Raw genomic sequence first — 15,040 nt, 5'->3', positions numbered from 1 at the left:
CATCATGTGCCAAGATCGGCGCCACCATCATCGCGGCGCTCCTTCGCGCTGGCGGCGACGTCCGCCAGCGGCGCCGGCGGCCGGCTTGTCGGTCGGCAGGGTCACTCTGGCGCCATCCTTGAGGCGGTCGGCGCCTTCGGTGATCACCTGTTCGCCGGCTTTCAGGCCGGTTTTCACTTCCACCTTGTCGACGGTTGCCTGGCCGCGCGTGACGGGCCGCACGGCGACAGTGCGCTCGCTTGGATTGAGCACATACACAAAGTCGCCCGTGCTGCCGTGGCGCAGCGCGGTCACCGGCACCATGACGGCGTCCTTGATGGTGCGCAGTTCCAGGCGCAGGTTGACGAACTGGCTGGGGAACAGCGCCTGGTCGTCGTTGGCGAAGCGTGCCTTGGCGCGTACGGTGCCGGTCTGCACATCAACCTGGTTGTCGAGCGCCTTGAATTGGCCTTTGGCCAGCGAGGTGGTACGGGTGCGGTCGAACGCGGTGGCGGGCAGGCTGGCGCTGTCGCGGATGCGCCCCTGCAGGTCGGGCACGCGGTCTTGCGGCACCGCGAATTCGACATCGATCGGCGAGAGCTGGGTGATGACGGCGATGCCGTTGGCGTCGCCGCTGCCGACCAGGTTACCCATGTCGATCACGCGCAGGCCCACCCGGCCCGTGATCGGCGCCCTGACCTGGGTGTAGCCCAGGTTCAGGCGTGCCACGCCTTCGGCGGCGCGGTCGGTCATGGCGGTGCCTTGCAACTGCTTGACCAGCGCGGCCTGGGTGTCGACTTCCTGGCGCGCGATCGAGTCCTGCGTGAGCAGGGTGCGGTAGCGCTCCAGCGTGACCTTGGCGCTCTCTAACTGCGCTTCGTTGCGCTGGCGCGTGCCGCTCGCCTGCATCAGCGCCATCTCGAACGGGCGCGGATCGATCGTGGCCATCACCTGGCCGGCTTTGACCAACTGCCCTTCGCTGAAGTGGACCTTTTGCAGGATGCCCGATACCTGCGGGCGCACCGTGGCCGTGGCGGCCGCGGTGACGGTGCCGAGGGCGTCGAGGGTGACCGGGATGTCGGTGCGTTCGGCGCTGGCCACGCCGACGGTGGTGGCCATGCCGCCGCCGCGTCCCCCACGGCCACCGCCACCGCCGCCGCCCGGGCCACCGGGGCCGGCCGCCGCGCCGGGAGCGCCGCCCGGGCTGCCGGCCGGGCTTTGGTGGGTCAGGTACCAGGCCAGTCCGCCGAGTCCGGCCATGGCGAGCACGGCAATCACGCTACCGATGATCTTGGTACGGCGGCTGCGCCGTGGCTGGGAAGGTGATGGGTCCATGCTTTTCCTTGTCTTGATTGCAACGATTGTTGAAGCAACTCTAGCATGGAGAAGGCGAAAAGCATGTTTCGCGGAAGGGGCAACGGGCGCCAAAACGAGGCGATTTGTGCACTGTAAGGACGTGCGCACGCCGCCACCGGCGCGGGTGGCGCGGCGGCGGCGGTGTTTTCACAGGGAGACGAGGCGCTGCGGGCGAGTTTGTAACAAACTACATGGCGTTACAAACTCGCTACAAATTGACGGCGGGAGCCTGGGCCGCGCCGGGCATGTCGGGGCGTTCTGACTGACGCCGAGGCAGCACGGGCCGGCCTCCAACCGAGAACCGTCGCCCCCGCGCAGGCGGGGGTCCAAGTTTCGGCGGCTATCGCGGGACTTGGGCTCCCGCCTGCGCGGGAGCGACGATGCTTACGTCAGCAGTGTTACGGCGCGGTACACATGCAGTGGGTGACCGCCGCGAACGGCTTGCGCCCGTTGGTCATTTCGGACAGCCAGCCCAGTTCCCTGGTCACCTCGGTCATGGCGCTCGCTGGCACGCCGGTTGGCATCAGGCCCAGTTTGACCTCGATGTTGACCGCTTGCGCGGCGCTGGCGCCGAACATGGTCACGAAGCGCTCGAATGCCGACACATCGCGCTCGATGTAGGCCACGCGGTAACCCTCGGCCAGCTTGGCGCGCTTGGCGGCCGACTTGAGCGCGTCGGTGTAGCTGCCGATGGTGTCGACCAGGCCGCGTTCCTTGGCCTGCACGCCGGTCCATACGCGACCCTGCCCCACTTCGTCGATCTTCGGCTGGGTAGTCTTGCGCGCCGCCGCGGCCTTGGTGGTGAACTCGCTGTAAATATGGTTGATGCTGCTCTGGATCACCTGGGTGAAGCGCGGATCGAGCGGACGCATCGGGTTGTAGGCGTCGGCCAGCCAGGTGGTGGTGGTGCCGGCGGTGTGGATGCCCAGTTTGTCGACCACTTTTTCAGCCGTCGGCAGGATCGCGAACACGCCGATCGAACCGGTGATGGTGGCGCGGTCGGCGAACACTTCGTCGGACGCCATCGAAATCCAGTAGCCGCCGGAGGCCGCCACGCTGCCCATCGACACCACCACCGGCTTGCCGGCGGCGCGGGTCAGTTCCAGCTCGCGCCGGATCAGTTCCGAGCCGAAAGCGCTGCCGCCTGGCGAATCGACGCGCAGCACGATCGCTTTGATCTGCTTGTCTTCGCGCGCCTTGCGGATCAGGTTCGCGGTGGACAGGCCGCCGATCGAGCCGGCCGGCGCATTGCCGTCGCTGATTTCGCCGGCGGCCACGATCACGCCGACGCCGTCGCCGAACATGGGCGGACGCAGGCGCGCCAGGTATTCGTCGAAACCAACCTGGCGGAAGCTCTTGCCGTCATCATCCGGCGCGCCGCGCGTGATCATCATGGCGCGCACTTCGTCGCGCGTTTTCAGGCCGTCCACCAGTTTGGTGGTCACGGCCAGCTTGCCGGTGTCGCCGCCGGCTTCTTCCATCAGCGCCGGCAGCGCGTCGATTTTCTGGGCGATCCAGCCGGCCGGCAGCTTGCGGTTTTTCTCGACGTCGGCGGTGTAGCCGGCCCACAGGGCGTTGTACAGGAAGGCGTCGGCTTCGGCGGCGGCCGGCGACGGACCGTTGCCAATGTACGGCTCGGCGAAGCTCTTGTAGGTACCGACCTTGATCAGGTTGACCGTCACGCCGACCTTGTCGAGCGCATCGCGGTAGTAGTTGCGATAGCGGCCGAAGCCTTCGATATGGACGGAACCCATCGGATGCATATATACCTGGGTGGCGTGCGAGGCGATACGGTACTGGCGCTGGTCGAAGTTGCCGCCCCAGGCGATCACCGGCTTGCCGGCCGCCTTGACTCGTTCAACGGCCAGGCCGACTTCATTGAGCATGGCAAGGCCGGCGCCATCCATCTGGTCGAGCAAGAGCAGCACGCTGCTGATCTGCGGGTCCTTGGCGGCGCTATCGAGCACGGTGAGCACGTCGCGCAGCTGGACCGACTTGCGCACGTCGCCGCCGCCGACATTGGCCATGAGCGCGTCGCGCACATTGCCGCTGTGCTGCTCGACCAGGTCGCCCTTGACTTCGAGGACCAGCGCGGTCTTGGTCGCCATCGGCTTGACGCCGCCGCCGAAGATCGCTATCAGCAGGATGACCACGATGATCAGGAAGAGCACATTGAGCACGCCCCGGCGCGTGCTGTCGACCGCGCTCCAGAACATGCCGAAACCGCGGCGTAGGGTGGACAAAGGTTTAAATGACATCGGTACTCCGGCGGAAAATGAGGTGGGTAAAAAGCTAAACGTCTACTGTAAGCGAAATCGCCGCATCCCGTTCGGAAATGCGGGCCTGGGCGGGCCGGGAAATAGCCCACAAGCCGGCAAACACCAATATGCCATTAATCATGAGCAACTCAAGCCCGAGGCGATAACTTCCCAACAGCAATGTTTGATTATATTCAAGGAAAGCGCAGATAAGCGGTCCGCCGATGGCCACCAGCGGCACCCAGCGGTCCCTGAGGGTGCGTTCGGTCAGCATGCCGAAGGCGAACAGGCCAAGCAGCGGGCCATAGGTGTAGCTGGCCACTTTAAGGATCACGCCGATCATGCTGGGGCTGTCGACCAGTTTGAAGGCCATCACCAGCGCCAGGAACAGGGCCGCGAAGCCGAGGTGCACGCGCTGGCGCCAGCGCACCTTGTCCCGCTCCGACAGGTCCTGGCGGCGCGTCAGGCCAAGCAAGTCGATGCAGACGGTGGACGTGAGCGCGGTAATGGCCCCGTCGGCGCTGGGGAACAGGGCCGAGATCAGCGCGATCAGGAAGATAATCTGCAGCGTTACCGGCAAGTGGCCCATGACGACGGCGGCGAACAGCTTGTCGCCGCTGGCGGTCACGCCGGCGCCCGGCGCGTACAGGTGCAGCAGGCCGCCGAGGAACATGAACAGCGACAGCACCACGACCAGGATCGCGGTCAGGCTGAGGAGGTTTTTCTGCGAGTCGGCCAGTGTCTTGACCGAGATTGTCTTTTGCATCATCTCCTGGTCCATGCCGGTCATGGTGAGGACGATGAAGGCGCCGGCGATGATCTGCTTGAGGTAAAAATTGGGGCTGTCGACGGCAGTGGTGAACACGCGCGACAAGCCCTGCTCGTGCATCCGGGCCAGGCTCTGGCCGACCGAAAGGTCCATCTGGCTGAGCAAGATGGCGATGCAGGCGAGCAGGCCGAACAGCATGCAGCTCGTTTGCAGGGTGTCGGTCCAGACGATGGTTTTCACGCCGCCCCGGTAGGTGTACATCAGGATCATGCCGAGGATGACCAGGGTGGTGAGCCAGAACGGCACGCCGAGGCTGTCGAGGATGATGGCCTGCAAAATGTTCACGACCAGGTACAGGCGCGCGGTGGCGCCCAGCAGGCGCGAAAGGATGAAGAACGACGCGCCGCTCTGGTAGGCGCGCCGGCCCAGGCGCTGGTTCAGGTAGTCGTAGATCGAGGTCAGTTTCAGGCGGTAGTAGAGCGGCAGCAGGATATAGGCGACCGCGATGTAGCCGATCACATAGCCGATCAGGATCTGCATGTAGCCGAAGCCGTCGCGCCCGACCGCGCCGGGCACGCTGATGAAGGTCACGCCGGACAGCGTGGTGCCGACCATGCCGAAGGCGACCAGTTTCCAGTTGCTGCTTTTGTTACCGATGTAGAAGCTGTCGTTGGTGGCGTTGCGCGAGGTGGCCCAGGCCACGCCCAGCAACAGGGCGAAGTAGGCGATGAGGATGCAGAGAAGTAGAGCCGGTGACATGACATTCCGTTGGATGATCGAACCGGCAGCAATATACACTGTGCCGCGCCTGCCCCGCCGTCAAGCCCGTGGAATCAGCAGGGCGATGTTGGCCCTCACCTGCCCGCCATCGACCAGCAGTTCGGCCGCCGTCACAGGCAGGCTGAATCGGCGCGGCCCCGCGCTGCCAGGGTTCAGGTACAGCAGCGCTCCCCGCTGCTCGGCCAGCGGCCGGTGCGAGTGTCCATACACGATCACCTTCACATCGCCCGGCAGCGCGGCCGCATCGAGATCGGCGATATCGTGCAGCGCGTACAGGCGCACGCCGCCCACCTCCAGCGTCGCGCTTGCCGGCACAGCGGCGGCCCAGCCGCCCTTGTCGTTATTCCCGCGCGCCACCGTCAAGGGCGCAATCGCGGCCAGCCGGGCCAGGATGTCGGCATTGCCGATATCGCCGCCATGCACGATGGCGTCGCTAGCGGCGAGAAAATCGACCGCCTCCGGGCGCAGCAAGCCATGCGTGTCGGAGATGACGCCGATGCGCAGCATTCAGATCCCCTGCCCCGCCACGCGCCGGAACGGGCCGATGCAGGCGTCGAACGATTCGGCGGCGCACATCACGAACAAGGTGCCGGACGGGTGAAAGCGAACGAAGTGCGTGACCGAGGCGTCGGGTTTCATGACAGCGCCCGAACAATCCTCCTTGCCGTTGCCCTTGACGTAGCGGTCGACCAGCTTGTAGAAGCCCCTGGCGCTCGGTTTGGCCGGTATCTCGAAGCGGCTCTCGGACACTTCGGCCGCGCTGGTGACGAGCGTGGTGCCGTCGCCGCGAAAGCGATAGGTCTCGGAGCAGCTACGGTCGGGCAAGGTCAGCTTCCAGATGCCGAGAATGGGATGGCTGGCCGCCGGCGGCGCGGCCTGCGCAGCGGGCGCGAGGACGGCCAGAAACAGCGCAACGGCAGTGAGCATACGCATGGCGGTCTTCCTTTTCGGGCGTTCGTGGCGAGAGCATGAAGTTTGCACCATTTTGCGATTGCGTGCAGCGGCCCGCTTTGATGCGTGGGCCCGACCGACAGCGACATGAATCCGGACGACGCAGCGATTGCTGAGGCGGTCAAGCCGGGCATTGCGATGGGACGCTATGGAACGGGGGCCGATGTGGCCAATGCGGTCGCTTACCTGGCGGGGCCGGGAGCGTCGTTCGTGACGGAGACCAGAGATGCTGGTCGCTGGCGGATTTACGGCGTGAATCCGCCAGCGACATCGCGCAAGGGCATGGCGCCCCTGCGCGTGGTGCTTGCTATTGGCTTTTGGCCGGGGCCTTCGGCTTGGCCGGACGGCGGCTGCGCGCGATGGCTTTTTTGGCTGGCTTGGCAGGCGCTTCCTCATCGCCCTGCTCCGCCGGCAGCTCCAGCACTACCGGTTCCGGTTGCGGCTCTGGCGCCACCTCGGGAGCCGGGGCCACGTCGGCCTGCTTGGCCGCCTTCTTTGCCGCAGGTTTGCGCGCGGGGCGACGCTTTTCCCGCACCGGCGGCTCGGGCGTCACTTCAGCGTCGACCGGCTCCGCCGATTCGTCGGCCTGCGGCGCCGGGTCGTACCATGCGGGGGCCGCTGCCACCGGCTCGACCGCCTGCGGCACGCTCGCCTCGACAGGCTCGTTGCGGTTGCGTCCTCCACGGCCACGACGGCGCGACGACTCGGGAACGACCGGCGCCGCCTCCACCGCTTCCGGCTGCGGGTCGTACCAGGCCGGTACGCTTGCTACCGGCGCGGCGTCCGACAGCTCGGCCGCATCCTCGGACTCCACAACATCCGGCGCGACCGCCTCGACGGTGTCGTTGTCGTTGCGGTTGCGGCCACCGCGACCACGTCCGCGACGCGACGATTCCGGCTTGGCTGGCGCTTCTTCAGCGACATCGTCTGGCGCTGGCGCGTCCTGCACGGCGGAAGCTTGCAGCTCCACCGCGTGCGACTGGTGGTTGTTGTTGGCGCTGGCATTGTTGCTGCGGTAAACGTAGGCGCCAGATTTTTCGTCACGGCCGAATTCGAGCATGCCACGGTTTTGCGCTTCTTCGAGCAGGTTGCCGAAAGTGCGGAAACCGTAGTACGTCTCGTTGAAGTCGGGACGGCGGCGCTTGAGGGTATCTTTGAGCAGCGAAGCCCAGATCTTGCCGCTGTCGCCGCGTTCGGACACCAGCGCATCGAACATCTCGACCACCAGGTCGATGGCCTGGGCCTTGCGCGATTCGAGTTCTTCCTTGCGGCGGTTGCCTTCGTCGGGCGAGCGTTTTGCCTGCGGCTGCACCTTGCGCTCGTCGCGCTTGGCGGCCGCGCGCTTTACTTCGCGCACCAGGTCGTCGTAGAAAATGAATTCGTCGCAGTTCGCCACCAGCAGGTCCGAGGTGGACTGCTTGACGCCCACGCCGATCACCTGCTTGGCATTTTCGCGCAGCTTGGACACCAGCGGCGAAAAGTCGGAGTCGCCGCTGATGATGACGAAGGTATTGACGTGCGACTTGGTGTAGCACAGGTCGAGCGCATCGACCACGAGGCGGATGTCGGCCGAGTTCTTGCCGGACTGGCGCACATGGGGAATCTCGATCAGTTCGAAGTTCGCTTCATGCATGGTGGCCTTGAAGCCCTTGTAGCGCTCCCAGTCGCAGTACGCCTTCTTGACCACGATGCTGCCCTTGAGCAGAAGCCGTTCGAGGACCGGCTTGATGTCGAATTTTTCGTAGTTCGCGTCACGCACGCCGAGTGCGACGTTCTCGAAGTCGCAAAACACAGCCATGCTGATGTTGTCTGAGGATGAAGCCATATGATCTGTTCTCTAATGATGGTTTTGCCAAGCTGATCTTGGATTATACGCAACAACCCGATCCGGGCAATGGCTGCCTGGCGTCGGGTGTGGCGATGTTGGTGTAACCGGACACAAAACGGCTGGCCGCGCCGGTGACGGGATCGTACACATGGCGTGCGATGCGGCCGATGTCCGCGCCGTACACGTGGATGCTGACCGAGACCGCACCCGCGCTGGCGTTGGACACGCGGTGAATGTCGCCCACGCGCGGCGACACCACGTCGATCGCGCCGGCCGGCAGATAGTGCGCGCCAAGGGCGGCAAGCGGCCCGTGGCCGGCCGGCGGCGCGAATTCCTCGCACTGTTCCGCCCCGCGCAGCACGCCCACCATGCCCCACACGGTATGGTCGTGTACCGGCGTGGCCTGGCCCGGACCCCACACGAAACTGACCACCGAAAAGCGCTCGTGCGGGTCGCAATGGAGCAGATATTGTTGATAGCGGTCCGGGTGAGGTGCGGCGAATGCGGCGGGCAGCCAGTCGTCGTGGGCGATCAAGGCGGCCAGCAGCGGCCTGCCGTGTTCGAGAAGGCGCGCTTCGTCCTGTGCGGCCGTATCGACAAGGCTGGTGAAGGCACGTGCGAAGTCGTGCAGGCGGGACGGGTTGTTCATCGCTATATCTTCCTGTGGGCCGGGTGCAGCGAATATAGCATCCTCCGCGCGCTTGACGCGCCCGCGCCCGGCTGGCACACTGCCAGCTTCTATTGACTTCCACGGGAGATTACACCATGCATACGAATGATATTGCCCTCCTGTCGGCCGCCTGATCCCGCCACAACCCGCCTGCCTGCCGTATTTTCCGGACTGAGTCCGGACTGAGCCTCGTGTGTTGATGCGCGCCCGATCGCGCGCCGACCTCCGTTTTCTTTTTGCCTGCGTGCTGTTGCGCGCGGCTTGTGCCCGCGCGCGTCGCGGGCGAACGAATCCGGGAACACACCCTCATCATGATCCACATCGATTTTGAATCACTGCGCACTATCGGGCTGACGCAATCGGTCGCCAGCCAACTCGCCACCATCGACCAGGCCCCCGAAGGCACGCGCCTGGTGCGCGTGACGGAAGTTCACCGCGACTGGGCCGTCATTCACGACGGCGTCGCCGAATCGCGCGCGCGCTCGCTCAATAAACTGGTCCAGTCGCTGCAGGCACGCGACGCCGCCCTCGCCGTGGGCGACTGGGTGCTGGCCGAACCCCATGCGCACGGCGAACAGTGGCTGTCGGAGCGCCTGGCGCCGGTCACGCATATCGCGCGGCGCGCCAGCGACGGGCGTCGCCAGTGCCTGGCCAGCAACGTCGATACCGCGCTGCTGGTCATGGGCCTGGACCACGACTTCAACCTGCGCCGCCTGGAGCGTTACCTGGCGCTGGTCGAATCGTCCGGCGTCGAGCCGGTGGTGGTGCTGACCAAGGCCGATATCGGGCTTGACGTCGACGAGCGCATGCGCCAGCTCACGGAGCGCCTGCCGCGCCGGGTGCAGGCGTTCGCACTCAACGCCTTGGGCGACGAACCGGCACGCATCCTGGCGCCCTGGCTGGCGCCGGGGCAGACCCTGATCCTGCTCGGCACCTCGGGCGCGGGCAAGTCGACCCTGACCAACGCGCTCTCGTCAAGCCACCAGGAAACCGGCGGCGTGCGCCGGGGTGACAACCGCGGGCGCCACACCACCACCGCGCGTTCGCTGCACCAGTGCCCGAGCGGCGCCTGCATCATCGACACGCCCGGCCTGCGCTCGTGGCAGCCGGATGCCGATGAAGAGGCGCTGGCGGCGAGTTTTGACGATATCGGCGAGCTGGCGCAGCATTGCCAGTTCCGCGATTGCGCGCATGAGGAGGAACCCGGTTGCGCGGTGCGCGGGGCGGTCGATCCGGACCGCTTGCTGAACTACCGCAAGCTGCTGCGCGATGCACGGCGCAGCCAGCAAACGCCGCTGGACCGGATCGCGGCGCGCAACAAGTGGAAGGTGGTCATCAAGGCGCACAACGCCAAGACCCGGCAGCGCGACTGAGCGATCGGGAGCGGATCAGCGCGGCGCTGTCACGGCGCCCGCTTGCGGCGCCCGCTTGCGGCGGGGAAGCAGATGCGAGCTGCGCCGCAGGCGGGCGGTCCGGGGCCAGTGCTGACGGCACCCCGGCAGGTGGTACCCGCGCCGCGATATCGGCGACCTGCTTGTTCAAATAGAGACCCTGGCCGACGACGCTCAATACCACGGTCATGGCGAGTGCGACGCACCACCTCATCGTGCTCGTCAATGCGGTGTGCACCTCAACGGTCAGCGTAGTACGGAGATCGAGATGCATTCTTTCAACGTCCAGACGCAGCTCAGCCAGATCGGCTTTGGTGGCCAAGGTCGGCAAGATTGTGTCGAAACGCGTTTCAAGCACGGTGAGGCGACGGTCCATATGGGCATCATAAGGTGGTCCGCCGCCGCCCGCAACAGACGCGCGTTTGTTTTCAGGGTCCGGCGGATCGCTGTTCACCGCATTCATGCTCATCAATTTCCCCCGTTGGCGCGGCAAGTACCGCACCACCAAGTTTACGCTTGCACGATTGCCGCCATCGCGCTTTTGCAGCGCGCTTTGCCGTGAATCAGACGATCAACGGACAAGGGGAACTAATTGAACTTATCGATGGTCGTAAAGAATGACGTTACGGCCCAACCCGCTGGTCCGCTTTGGCGCGTTCGATGAAACGGGTGACGTCTTCGTCGAGCAGCAGTCCGTCGTCGCGCAAGGCCCGCGCGGCAATCGCCACCGCCTTGGCGTATTCCAGCCGCGTCGCGTAGCGCTGCGAGAGCGCACGGCGCGGGTCCCCGGCGCGCGGCACTGCTGAAAACGGCACCGACAAACCATTCAGTCCGCACAACTGGTCTTCGGCAAAGCCGCGCCGGCGCAGGTTCCAGCCGGCATAGGTCGCCAGCGGCACCTCCACATCGGGCAGGCGGATGCCGGCGATATCGTGGCCGTCCAGATCGGCCATCGGCACCAGCACCTGGTAGCGCTTGTCCGGCGCAGGCTTGGGCGGCAGGCTGGCGTAATCGACCACTGTCAACTCATTTAACCCGTCCGGATAGCCGACGCCAAGCGCGCGCAGATCGGGAAACCCGACCGCGTCGCGCTGCGGGAGCGTGAGCATGGCGCTGCCGATCTGCGGATAGCGGCTAGGCGGCGGCTCCTTGCCGCTGCGCGCCCACGCCACCAGGTGGTCGAGCAGCACGCGTACCGTTGGTCCCTGCTGCGCCGTGTTATTCGCCCACTTGCAGATGCCGACCGTGGCCCGCTCGGCCGTCATGTGCTGGGTCGACGACATGAGGTAGGCGCGCACGCCGGCCGGTAGCGCGATGTCCTTGCCGGCGCCGTCGGTCACCACCAGCGAGGCGCGGCCCTGCCAGAATTCGGTGCTGCTGTCGACGTGCATCAACTTCGGGCAGGTGCCGCTGGCCTGGCAGCGCGCGAAGATGCCGTCGGTCGCGCCGCCGACCGGGTCTTTCGTCACCGCGTAACTGAACGGGAACTGATCGCCATAGGTCCAGTGGTTCAGGTGGCCGGTGGAGTAGCGTTCGGGCCGGCCGAAGCGGCGGTTCACAAAACTCTTGCGGCTGCCGGCGATGAGCGGCATGGCGCCGTCGAACACCTTGCCGCCGCGCGGATCGGCGTTAAAACCCTGCCAGATCAGGTCACGCAGAAAGCGTCCCGATTGCGACACGCCCAGCGCCAGCCCGACGTCGGGCTTGATGTCGGCCAGCGGATTAGGCTGGCCGGCGCCATCGGCCATGCCCGACTTGAGATGGCTGGTCACATCGCGCAGCGCCGCCATGCCCAAGCCCATCACGACCGGATCACGCGCCTGGTACTGGAACTGGTAGATCGCGCCGGCGTCGAAGCCGCGTGGACGAGTGACCTCAATCCGGGTCGCACTGGTGTAACGCCACGCGCTGGCCGGCAGGATGAGCGGCGCGGCGGTGGCGTGCGCGCGCACCGTCAGCAGCGTGCCATCCTGGCTGGTCGAGGCGGCGGGATACGCCAGGTCGATCGCGCCAAGCGGCTTGATGTCGTCGAAGACCTTCTCTTCGACGCTCTGGCCGGTGATCGGCTGGTCGTCCAGCAGCGCCGTCGGAAACGCCGTCCCGGCCAATTCGCCATTGGCCGCCAGGCCGATATTGCCCTGCCAGCCGATCCACGCGAGCGTGTGCCCGCGCCGCATCAGGAAGCCGTTGCCGGCGTCGCGCGCGCCGCTTTCGTTGACCATCTCGAGCGCCGGCTTGCCGCCACGGTTGGGGATGTCGAGCACCAGCACGCGCGACGCTTTGGCGGCGTCGCGCGGGCGCAGCAGGATCACGTCGGTATCGTACTTGACCCAGCCGCCGGTCGTGGGCGCCTTGTCCAGGTCCACGATGGCGCGGTTGGCCGGATGATGCGGATCGACGCGCAGATGCGCGATGGCGACGATTTTCTCGTAGGCGCCGGCGTCGTCGAAGACCTTGCCGTCAAAAGCGGGGCCACGGCTGACGATCTCGAAGCGCTCGACCTGGGCCGCCGGCGAACCCGCGCCGCCGGTCCCCGCGCAGGCCGCCAGCATGGTCAAGACGAGAAGGCAAGGCAGGTGGCGCAGGCGGGTCAATTTCAGCTCCTTGTGATCTGCCAGACGATAGCACGGCGGGCCGTGTCAGGCAAAGACCACCGAGCGGTGCGCCGCCGTGCCGGCCATCACGCCATCGGCGGCGGCCCAGGTGGCGTTGTGCGGCATGCGCGCCACGTCGCCGGCGGCGAATACGCCGGCGACGGTGGTCTCCTGGAACTCGTTGGTGCGCACGTAGAGACCGAGCGGGCCTTCGTCGAATTCGCATCCGAGCTGCCGCGCGAGCGGGCTGGTGGATACTTGCGTCGCCAAAAATGCGGCATCGGCCGGCACGCGCGTGCCGTCTTCGAGGACGATGCCGTCCAGCGCCGGCGCCACGCCACCGAGCGAGGCGACTTTACTGTGCTCGATGCGGATGCCGCGCGCTTTCAATACCTGCTCCTGCTCGGCGTCGAGCGCGATGCCGTTGGCGCAGTAGGTGACGAACGGCGACCATTCGGCGATCAGCTGCGCCATGTGGGCCGACATCGGCATCATGCCGATCACGGCGAGCCGGCGGCCCAGGAATTCGTAGCCGTGGCAGTAGGGACAGTGCAGGATCGAGACGCCCCAGCGCTCGCGCACGCCGCCGATCGGGGGGAACTGGTCGACCACGCCGCTGGCCAGGATCAGGCGCCTGGCGCGCATGCGTTCGCCGCCGGCGAGTACGACTTCGAAGCCGCCGTCGATGCGCGCCGCGCTGTCGACCGTGGCGTCGATCACGCTGGCGCTGGGGTAGGCCAGCAACTGGCGGCGCGCGTCGGCCATGATGGCGTGCGGGGCGCGGCCGTCGTGGCCGACGAAGCCGTGGGCGGCGGCCGCGAAGCGGTTGCGCGGCTGGCCGGCGTCGATCACGCGCACCGGGCGGTTGGCGCGCGCCAGTTGGATCGCGGCGGCCATGCCGGCGAAGCTGCCGCCGACGACGATGAAGTCAGTATCCATGTTGGGCTTTCTCAGATTTAACCGTAACAATCATAGTTACGATAAAGGTCGGTGTCAAGCGCGTCGTGAATGGGAACGAGCGTGCGGCCGGGGCGCGCGCTTGCCGCTCAAGCGTGAAATGCCTTACGACAGATGCAAAATGGATAAAGAAAAGGGATAAATACAGAGGCCGCGTCGTCGCCGCCCTGCCCGGCCGCTATCCTGGCTGGTTCGCGTGCGGGGGCTTTCCGTGCGGCGAGGTTGGCGACTGCCGGAAATCATGCACCTCGCCCTGGTCTAGCCTGGCCTGGATGTGCGCTCGCACCGCAAGCAGGGCCTGTCGCTGCGCAGCGGCGTCAGCCGGCATGTTGGCCTCGACATTCTGCGCAGCAGTGTGCAGGGTCTTGAACGCGTCGTGCAGGTCGGCGTGTTCGTTGAGCGCGTCGGCTTCTTGCAACTGCTCGAAGGCGACCGCGCGACTCGGCCGAATGGCGTCACGCAGGAGGTTGGGCAAGTCGCGGTTGCCTTCGAGCTGATCCATGCTCAACACAACATCGCGCTTCGTGCCTGCGTGCTCAATGTGAGCCAGGGCAAGGATGTTCACGCTGCGGTCGCGAGCGATGTTAAGAACATCGCGGCCGGCCGGCGATTTGCCGAACCGCTCCCAATCGAGTTTGTAGCCGCACGCCTGCGCCAGCTGCCGCGTGAACTCGCGCAAGGTGCGGCTGTTGCCGTCGCTGAAAGGGTGGAGGTAATCGACCCCGGAATACAGTGCGCCGATCGCCGTCGTGAACGCGGCCGGCTTGAGCGTGGAAAGGACTGCAGGGTCCGCGCCGTTCAGGACAATGTCGAGACGCGCTTGCGCGGCCTCGTTCATGGATGAATACGCGACACTCGACGTTGCACCGACCGATGCGAGGCTGCGGCTCTTGATCCAGTCGTTGCCAGGGGCAACGGGCGGCCGGAATTCGCCCGGCGTAACATCGTCGCAGCCGAGGCCGGGAAGGTCTTGAAAAATGCGGCGGTTGATTTCTTTCAGGTGTGCAGGGTCGAAGTTGCCGCGCACCGGGTCAAGGCGAAGTTCAACGACGCGCTGCCAGGCGTGCGTCGCCTCCAGCGCCTGGCGCTGTCCAGCCGTGAGCGGCTTGGCGCTCCGGGCCGGGTCATTGCGCACCTTCACGAACTCGGCGAGTTCAATTTCGCCATTGATGAAGCGCTGCGCGTGCTTCTCGTCCGTCTTGCTGAGATTGAAATTTTCCAGGCCGACCGAAGCCCTCCCATAGTTGACGGCCTCTTCGCGACGCTTGCGCTCGGCGGGACTGATCACCGGCGCGCGGGTGCGGGCACGTTCGACGTACTCGCGCATGAAATCGCGCAACACCTGGGCGGCTGGCCGATGCTCTTGCTCCGCCGCTTCCGAAAAGCTGGAACGCAGATCTGATTCAAGCCGGATCGTCATCGTGACTTCTTTGCTCATGCACTCTCCTGGTTCGCCCGGTCATGGGGAACCGTCATGTCATTGTACGGCAAATGACATGACATAATC

General features: G+C 65.9%; 12 protein-coding genes and 1 pseudogene. 2 read left to right on the top strand and 11 right to left on the bottom strand.

Translation table 11 applies throughout. From position 1 onward, the window contains the following. Nucleotides 1-27: 27 nt before the first annotated feature. From F2P46_RS07030 to F2P46_RS07000, 7 genes are all read right to left on the bottom strand, one after another. On the bottom strand, nt 28-1,314 hold the full coding sequence (locus tag F2P46_RS07030; protein WP_166886689.1) for an efflux RND transporter periplasmic adaptor subunit: 1,287 nt from the start codon (nt 1,312-1,314) through the stop codon (nt 28-30). Nucleotides 1,315-1,733: 419 nt separating this feature from the next. Beyond that, complete coding sequence (gene sppA / locus F2P46_RS07025; RefSeq protein WP_166886686.1) at nt 1,734-3,593, bottom strand: signal peptide peptidase SppA; 1,860 nt, start codon at nt 3,591-3,593, stop codon at nt 1,734-1,736. A 34-nt stretch (nt 3,594-3,627) separates the two neighbouring features. Further along, on the bottom strand, nt 3,628-5,121 hold the full coding sequence (locus tag F2P46_RS07020; protein ID WP_166886683.1) for a sodium:solute symporter: 1,494 nt from the start codon (nt 5,119-5,121) through the stop codon (nt 3,628-3,630). A 60-nt stretch (nt 5,122-5,181) separates the two neighbouring features. Next, complete coding sequence (locus F2P46_RS07015) at nt 5,182-5,649, bottom strand: metallophosphoesterase family protein (protein ID WP_166886680.1); 468 nt, start codon at nt 5,647-5,649, stop codon at nt 5,182-5,184. After that, the gene (locus tag F2P46_RS07010; protein ID WP_229509128.1) at nt 5,650-6,075 is read right to left on the bottom strand and encodes a hypothetical protein; all 426 of its coding nucleotides are present in this window, start codon (nt 6,073-6,075) and stop codon (nt 5,650-5,652) included. It lies immediately after the preceding gene. Nucleotides 6,076-6,400: 325 nt separating this feature from the next. Then, a complete protein-coding gene (locus tag F2P46_RS07005) occupies nt 6,401-7,918 on the bottom strand; it encodes an NYN domain-containing protein (RefSeq protein WP_166886677.1) in 1,518 nt (505 codons plus the stop codon). Nucleotides 7,919-7,961: 43 nt separating this feature from the next. Continuing rightward, nucleotides 7,962-8,570 (bottom strand): cysteine dioxygenase, encoded by a 609-nt coding sequence (locus F2P46_RS07000; RefSeq protein WP_166886675.1) that lies wholly within the window; start codon nt 8,568-8,570, stop codon nt 7,962-7,964. 332 nt (nt 8,571-8,902) lie between these two features. Here F2P46_RS07000 and rsgA point away from each other — a divergent pair, with 332 nt between their 5' ends. Next, the gene (rsgA, locus tag F2P46_RS06995; RefSeq protein WP_166886671.1) at nt 8,903-9,964 is read left to right on the top strand and encodes a ribosome small subunit-dependent GTPase A; all 1,062 of its coding nucleotides are present in this window, start codon (nt 8,903-8,905) and stop codon (nt 9,962-9,964) included. Here the strand turns inward: rsgA and F2P46_RS06990 are convergent. From F2P46_RS06990 to F2P46_RS06980, 3 genes are all read right to left on the bottom strand, one after another. Next, nucleotides 9,927-10,451 carry a hypothetical protein gene (locus F2P46_RS06990; RefSeq protein ID WP_166886668.1) on the bottom strand — a complete coding sequence of 175 codons (525 nt, stop codon included), beginning with the start codon at nt 10,449-10,451 and terminating at the stop codon, nt 9,927-9,929. The two genes, rsgA and F2P46_RS06990, sit on opposite strands and share 38 nt — an antisense overlap. Before the next feature lie 154 nt (nt 10,452-10,605). Beyond that, nucleotides 10,606-12,576, bottom strand: a complete 1,971-nt coding sequence (locus F2P46_RS06985) for an alpha/beta hydrolase domain-containing protein (RefSeq protein WP_166886665.1) — start codon at nt 12,574-12,576, stop codon at nt 10,606-10,608. 45 nt (nt 12,577-12,621) lie between these two features. After that, nucleotides 12,622-13,515: an NAD(P)/FAD-dependent oxidoreductase gene (locus tag F2P46_RS06980; protein ID WP_166886662.1), complete on the bottom strand. Its 894-nt coding sequence runs from the start codon at nt 13,513-13,515 to the stop codon at nt 12,622-12,624. A 65-nt stretch (nt 13,516-13,580) separates the two neighbouring features. Here F2P46_RS06980 and F2P46_RS38780 point away from each other — a divergent pair. Beyond that, nucleotides 13,581-13,724: pseudogene (locus tag F2P46_RS38780) on the top strand (hypothetical protein); the annotation flags it as partial. Here F2P46_RS38780 and F2P46_RS06975 read toward each other — a convergent pair. After that, entirely contained in the window at nt 13,712-14,860 is a 1,149-nt protein-coding gene (locus F2P46_RS06975) for a Fic family protein (protein ID WP_368737890.1), read from the bottom strand. The pseudogene F2P46_RS38780 and the gene F2P46_RS06975 sit on opposite strands and share 13 nt — an antisense overlap. Between the last annotated feature and the right edge of the window lie 180 nt (nt 14,861-15,040).

The organism is Massilia sp. CCM 8734 (assembly GCF_011682155.1).
Lineage (GTDB): Bacteria > Pseudomonadota > Gammaproteobacteria > Burkholderiales > Burkholderiaceae_D > Telluria_A > Telluria_A rubra.
This window is presented reverse-complemented; position numbering and strand designations above follow the sequence as displayed.

Excerpts from the sequence above, each read along its gene's own strand:
- F2P46_RS07030 (WP_166886689.1), bottom strand. The coding sequence starts at position 1,314 with ATGGACCCATCACCTTCCCAGCCACGGCGCAGCCGCCGTACCAAGATC.
- sppA (WP_166886686.1), bottom strand. The coding sequence starts at position 3,593 with ATGTCATTTAAACCTTTGTCCACCCTACGCCGCGGTTTCGGCATGTTC.
- F2P46_RS07020 (WP_166886683.1), bottom strand. The coding sequence starts at position 5,121 with ATGTCACCGGCTCTACTTCTCTGCATCCTCATCGCCTACTTCGCCCTG.
- F2P46_RS07015 (WP_166886680.1), bottom strand. The coding sequence starts at position 5,649 with ATGCTGCGCATCGGCGTCATCTCCGACACGCATGGCTTGCTGCGCCCG.
- F2P46_RS07010 (WP_229509128.1), bottom strand. The coding sequence starts at position 6,075 with ATGCGTATGCTCACTGCCGTTGCGCTGTTTCTGGCCGTCCTCGCGCCC.
- F2P46_RS07005 (WP_166886677.1), bottom strand. The coding sequence starts at position 7,918 with ATGGCTTCATCCTCAGACAACATCAGCATGGCTGTGTTTTGCGACTTC.
- F2P46_RS07000 (WP_166886675.1), bottom strand. The coding sequence starts at position 8,570 with ATGAACAACCCGTCCCGCCTGCACGACTTCGCACGTGCCTTCACCAGC.
- rsgA (WP_166886671.1), top strand. The coding sequence starts at position 8,903 with ATGATCCACATCGATTTTGAATCACTGCGCACTATCGGGCTGACGCAA.
- F2P46_RS06990 (WP_166886668.1), bottom strand. The coding sequence starts at position 10,451 with ATGAGCATGAATGCGGTGAACAGCGATCCGCCGGACCCTGAAAACAAA.
- F2P46_RS06980 (WP_166886662.1), bottom strand. The coding sequence starts at position 13,515 with ATGGATACTGACTTCATCGTCGTCGGCGGCAGCTTCGCCGGCATGGCC.
- F2P46_RS06975 (WP_368737890.1), bottom strand. The coding sequence starts at position 14,860 with ATGCGCGAGTACGTCGAACGTGCCCGCACCCGCGCGCCGGTGATCAGT.